Below are 4,747 nucleotides of genomic sequence, written 5' to 3'. Positions count from 1 at the left end.
TAATTATCGGCGCGGTTATAGCCGTACCGCTTTTGAGCCTGATTATCTGGCTGATAATCAAGATGGGCAGCCTGTGGTGGATCTGGGCCTTTGCCGTGGTCTTTGTTTTTCAGTTGGTTATGATGGTCCTCTATCCCTTGCTCATTCTGCCTCTTTTCAACAGGCTCACTCCGCTGCCCGACTCCGAGCTGCGGGAAAGGCTCATGAACCTGGCCCAAAGAGCAGGATTCAAGGCCAGGACTATCCAGATCATGGACGGGAGCAAAAGGTCCGGGCATTCCAATGCATTTTTCACCGGGTTCGGCAGGTTCAGGCGCATCGTACTTTTCGATACACTGGTGGATCAGTTGGAGCCACGGGAACTTGAAGCGGTCCTGGCCCACGAGATCGGTCATTACAAAAAGGGGCACGTGCCCAGGATGCTGGCTCTATCCGCGGTCATGCTGCTGGCCGGCTTTGGACTGGCTGCCTGGCTCCTTGAGACTCCGGTTTTTGTGGAGGCATTCGGGTTCCAGGCTGAACACGCCGGTCCGGCACCTGCACTTCTACTTTTTGTCATCCTGGCCGGACTGGTCACTTTCTGGTTGAGCCCGGTACTGAGTATGCTGTCCAGAAAACACGAGTACCAGGCGGACAGATTTGCCGCGGAGCACGGGGCAGGGGTTCAGCCTATGATCAAGGCCCTGATCCGGCTTGGTACGGAAAACCTGGCCAACATGAATCCGCATCCTTTATACAGCGGATTTTACTATTCGCACCCCACAATAACAGAGCGTATTCATGCTCTTGAGCAGAACGCGAAGCAAAAGCTTAAATCCTGCGTATCTGCTTAGCGCATTTAAGGAAAGCAGGGGACAGGCACCCCCGTACTTTTTTTTCCAATAAAACCAAGATCATTTTTAATAAAAATAAGTCCCCTAAACAGATACCAGGAAGAATATGCAGGCTTTGATTTACAGTATGCTGGCGGGATCATCCACTGCTCTGGGAGCAATCCTGCTCATGTTTACAGGCACGCCGGGAAAAAGAACCATGGCAGGGCTTCTGGGTTTTGCCGGAGGCATAATGCTGGTGATATCGATTCTGGAGCTTATGCCGGAAGCCCTGGAACTGGGCACCATTCCGGTCTTTTTTTCAGGCTTTTTTCTGGGTTGCGGCATTATGTATCTGCTGGACAGGTTTATACCCCATGCGCATCTTTCAGACAGTGAGAATCTGGCTGTGGAAAACCCCGAACGTCTGAAGATAAACAGCAGCGTGCTACGTACAGGCTATCTTATCTTTATCGGCATCTCCATGCACAATATCCCTGAAGGCCTGGCCATCGGGGCAGGGCTGGAATCCAGCCCGGAACTGGGGCTGATTATTGCAGTGGCCATCGGGCTGCATAATATTCCAGAAGGCCTGGCAGTGGCAGGCCCGCTGAAAGCAGGCGGACTCTCCAATCTCAAGGTTTTATTATTTACCCTGGTAGCGGGCCTTATGACGCCGGTGGGTACAGCCCTGGGCCTGCTGGTTTTCGGCATTTCCGAAGTGCTGATAGCAGGTTCCCTGGCCTTTGCAGCCGGCGCCATGATCTATATAGTCAGTGATGAGCTTATTCCGCAGTCCAGCAGCATGCACGGCCATGCAGCCAATGCCGGAATGACTTCAGGGCTTCTCATTGGCTTTCTGCTCCTGGTTTGATCCGGAAAGAGTCAAACCTGCCCCTGGAAGGCTGCTATTGTGTTGAGCCCTCCTGGAGTTTTTGCACCAGTTGCTCAAGTTTTTGAGTCTGATTACTGAGATCGTTTATGGCCCTTGAGGACTGGTTCATGACTTCGGCAGTATCCTTGGATATTCTGTTTATTTCCTCAATGTTCCTGTTTATCTCGTCACTGGCCGTGGATTGTTCTTCTGTGGCGGTGGCGATGGCCTGTACCTGTTCTGTGGCCTGCTTCACAAGCTCCACTATTCTTTGCAGCTGTTTTCCGGACTCATTGGCCTGTTCTGTAGCGCCTTTGACGGAATCAACCGTCTGATCCACGCTTTCCATGTTTCTCTTGACCTCTTCCTGGATGGTGGTAATAAACTGACCCACTTCCTGGGTGGCCTTCATTGTCTTTTCCGCCAGTTTGCGTACTTCGTCCGCCACAACTGCAAATCCGCGACCGGCATCACCTGCCCGGGCGGCTTCTATGGCGGCGTTTAAGGCCAGGAGATTGGTCTGGTCGGCGATATCATCAATGACGTTCATTATTTTGCCTATGCCGTCTGCCTGCTCTCCCAGGGTAGCGATCTGGGTCTTCAGTGTCAGGGCATTACTCTGCACAGTAGAAATGGCCTGGACTGCGTTCTGGACCGTCTGTTCTCCGGACTGAGCTGTCTCCTGTGCCTGGCTGGAATCATCAGCAGATCTGGAAGCGTTCCGGGCTACTTCTAATACCGTTGCATTCATTTCTTCCATAGATGTTGCGGCCTCAGTAGTACGCCTGCTCTGTTCCTCAGCACCCCTGCTGGCCTGTTCCACCTGGGCCGCCAGCTGTTCTGTGAACTGGGTCAGTTCCCGGGTTATGCCCTGTACCTGGGTTGCAGCCTCCAGCATTTTCTCTTCTCTATGTTCGGAGGCTTTTCTGGCCTGGGCTGCTTCTTCCATGGCCAGTTTGGCTTCCCTGGACTGTTCCTCGGCCATCCTGGTTTTTTCCTGGGACTCATGGATTTTTTGTTTCAGGTTATGAACCATTTCCTTGAATCCATTATTCAACCTGCCCAGTTCATCAGTGCCGAGATCCCTGAATTCCAGGTCCAGTTCTCCCTGGCTGACACGGGTTTCCATGTCATGCAGGTAGGATATCCGGTTTATCACAGTCTTCTTTAGAAAGTAGACCAGTGTAAATACCAGGACCAAAAGACAACCCAGGCCCAGCAGGACATTCTGGAGTTGATGTTTATGCAGTACGGCAAGTTCGGAGTCAATATCCTGCATTACCAGCATGCTGCCCAGAATCGGCTGGGAACTGCCGTGACAGTGGTAGCACTCGGGCTCGTTGGGTATGGAGCGCACGGTCATGAAGTAGTTTCTACCACCGGCTGTTACCATTCCTGAGTGCTCCTCTTCCCGTTCCAGGCTTTGCAGGACCACGCCGTGAATTTCCGGTTCAGGGAGCACTTGATCCACATCCTGACGCAAGATATCCTCCCGGGTGGAGTAAGTTATATTGCCCCGGAAGTCGGTCAGGTATACCCACAGGTCATCGTAAAGGGCATTAATGCGGGCGAACTGCTGATGAGTGCCCTGGTTGTCGCCTATGAGCATTGGTTCTTCAATATTCAATTCAACCAGGTCAGTGGTCCGGTAACCCTGGCTTTCTATCTGAGTTACAGTATCAGTTCTCTGCCAGTAAGAATTAACAATGATCAGGAGTGCAAAAACAACTATGGCAAGCAAGGTCACTAATACAATCACCTTGAGCAGTATGGATCTGGACAATATGTCAAAAAATTTCATAAGTTACTCTCCTGATGGTTACTCAAAGCTGTGATAATGGTATCTGTTCAGCGTTTTGCATGTGGCACGGAGACTGGCTCCCCCCGCACTTTTTTTTCAAATATGCTGAAATTTTCTGTGACAAAAATAAGTGCGGGGGTGCCTGTCCCTTGCTTTCCCCTGCTTTCCCTCAGTGCGCTCCGGAATAAAGCAGCGGCTTATAATTGATGTTCCGGACCCGGTCATCGTCATGACATGGTGCACAATGTTCTTCTATGGTCAAGTCTGCTTCAATGAGGTATGGGTCCCCGGTAAAGGCGTGTTCAGAACCCGGACCATGGCAGACTTCGCACCCTGCATGACCCATTTCAGGGGTTTCTTCGAAACTGATGAATCCTCCGGGCTCCCCGTAACCGGTAGTGTGGCATTCGAAACATTCCCTTTGTTCTTCCGGGGTCAATTTGTCCATCATAAGCTGTACATTTTCATCGGATTTTGACTTGGATGCATATTGCATAAAATTATCGTATTCCTGAACATGGCAGCCCTTGCAGGCATCCGAGCCCACATATTCCTTTTCAAAGGTGTTTCCCATGGACAGGCTTAATCCCAACATGACAGCCAGAGCAGCCCAAAAGAGAATAAGCAGATGCTTCATGACATTGTCCTCCTCCGTGAAAAGTTTACTCTGCAGCAACACAGAGATCTGATCCTTTATTCAGCACTACAGTAACCAGTGAGTACCTTCCCGGGCGGTCTAACCATAAGGCATTGGTCATCCAGAGGGCCCGGACTCAAGTATAAGGATTTCAGTTTACAATAAAAGCGGTCTGATAACATTACAGCGACAATTTATTTAAGCTGGAAGGGACTGGCTCTCCCCGCACTTATTTTTAAAATGCCGTCAAACATCCTTCAGAAAAAGGTTTGGGGGTGCCTGTCCCCGGTGGCCGAGGCGATAATTTACTCAAAGTGTCGCTGTAATGATAAGGACTGTTTGCATATTTTTTCACAAAATTCAATCCATTTGTTCAACTATTCTTTTTTTTGGAACCATTCAGGGGGTCCTCAGTGGTGACTATTGGCAAAAGGCCGGTATCTCCCTGAATGATTACATTCTTTCAGCAAGTCCTGCCGGGTATCTGTTCAGCGCTTTGCATGTGGCAGGGCTTCCCGCCCCGCCTCGGGAATATTTTTGATGTTTGTGACAGGGTTTGAGGAGTACGTCTAAACAGAAATGACCATGTCCCGGGGATCTGTGGATAGAGATGATAAAACCCG

Annotated in this window: 4 protein-coding genes; 2 read left to right on the top strand and 2 right to left on the bottom strand. The window is 50.5% G+C overall.

Annotated features, from left to right (window positions below):
* Positions 1-833: M48 family metallopeptidase (locus QZP87_RS04260; RefSeq protein WP_291321679.1), on the top strand; the 833-nt coding region annotated here is incomplete at its 5' end.
* A gap of 106 nt (positions 834-939) precedes the next feature.
* Positions 940-1,686, top strand: a complete 747-nt coding sequence (locus QZP87_RS04255) for a ZIP family metal transporter (protein ID WP_291321678.1) — start codon at positions 940-942, stop codon at positions 1,684-1,686.
* Between the two features lie 34 nt (positions 1,687-1,720).
* Here the strand turns inward: QZP87_RS04255 and QZP87_RS04250 are convergent, their stop codons facing one another.
* Together QZP87_RS04250 and QZP87_RS04245 are read right to left on the bottom strand one after the other, a co-directional pair.
* Positions 1,721-3,487, bottom strand: a complete 1,767-nt coding sequence (locus QZP87_RS04250; protein WP_291321677.1) for a methyl-accepting chemotaxis protein — start codon at positions 3,485-3,487, stop codon at positions 1,721-1,723.
* A 169-nt stretch (positions 3,488-3,656) separates the two neighbouring features.
* Entirely contained in the window at positions 3,657-4,124 is a 468-nt protein-coding gene (locus tag QZP87_RS04245) for a cytochrome c family protein (RefSeq protein ID WP_291321676.1), read from the bottom strand.
* Positions 4,125-4,747: the final 623 nt, after the last annotated feature.

It is taken from the genome of Desulfonatronospira sp. (genome assembly GCA_003563255.1).
In the GTDB taxonomy this organism is placed as follows: domain Bacteria; phylum Desulfobacterota; class Desulfovibrionia; order Desulfovibrionales; family Desulfonatronovibrionaceae; genus Desulfonatronospira.
The sequence above is the reverse complement of the archived record's forward strand: the minus strand, read 5'-3'. Positions and strand labels throughout refer to the sequence as shown.

Bases quoted from the DNA above. Each gene is read 5' to 3' on its own strand.
- QZP87_RS04255 (WP_291321678.1), top strand. From the start codon at position 940: ATGCAGGCTTTGATTTACAGTATGCTGGCGGGATCATCCACTGCTCTG.
- QZP87_RS04250 (WP_291321677.1), bottom strand. From the start codon at position 3,487: ATGAAATTTTTTGACATATTGTCCAGATCCATACTGCTCAAGGTGATT.
- QZP87_RS04245 (WP_291321676.1), bottom strand. From the start codon at position 4,124: ATGAAGCATCTGCTTATTCTCTTTTGGGCTGCTCTGGCTGTCATGTTG.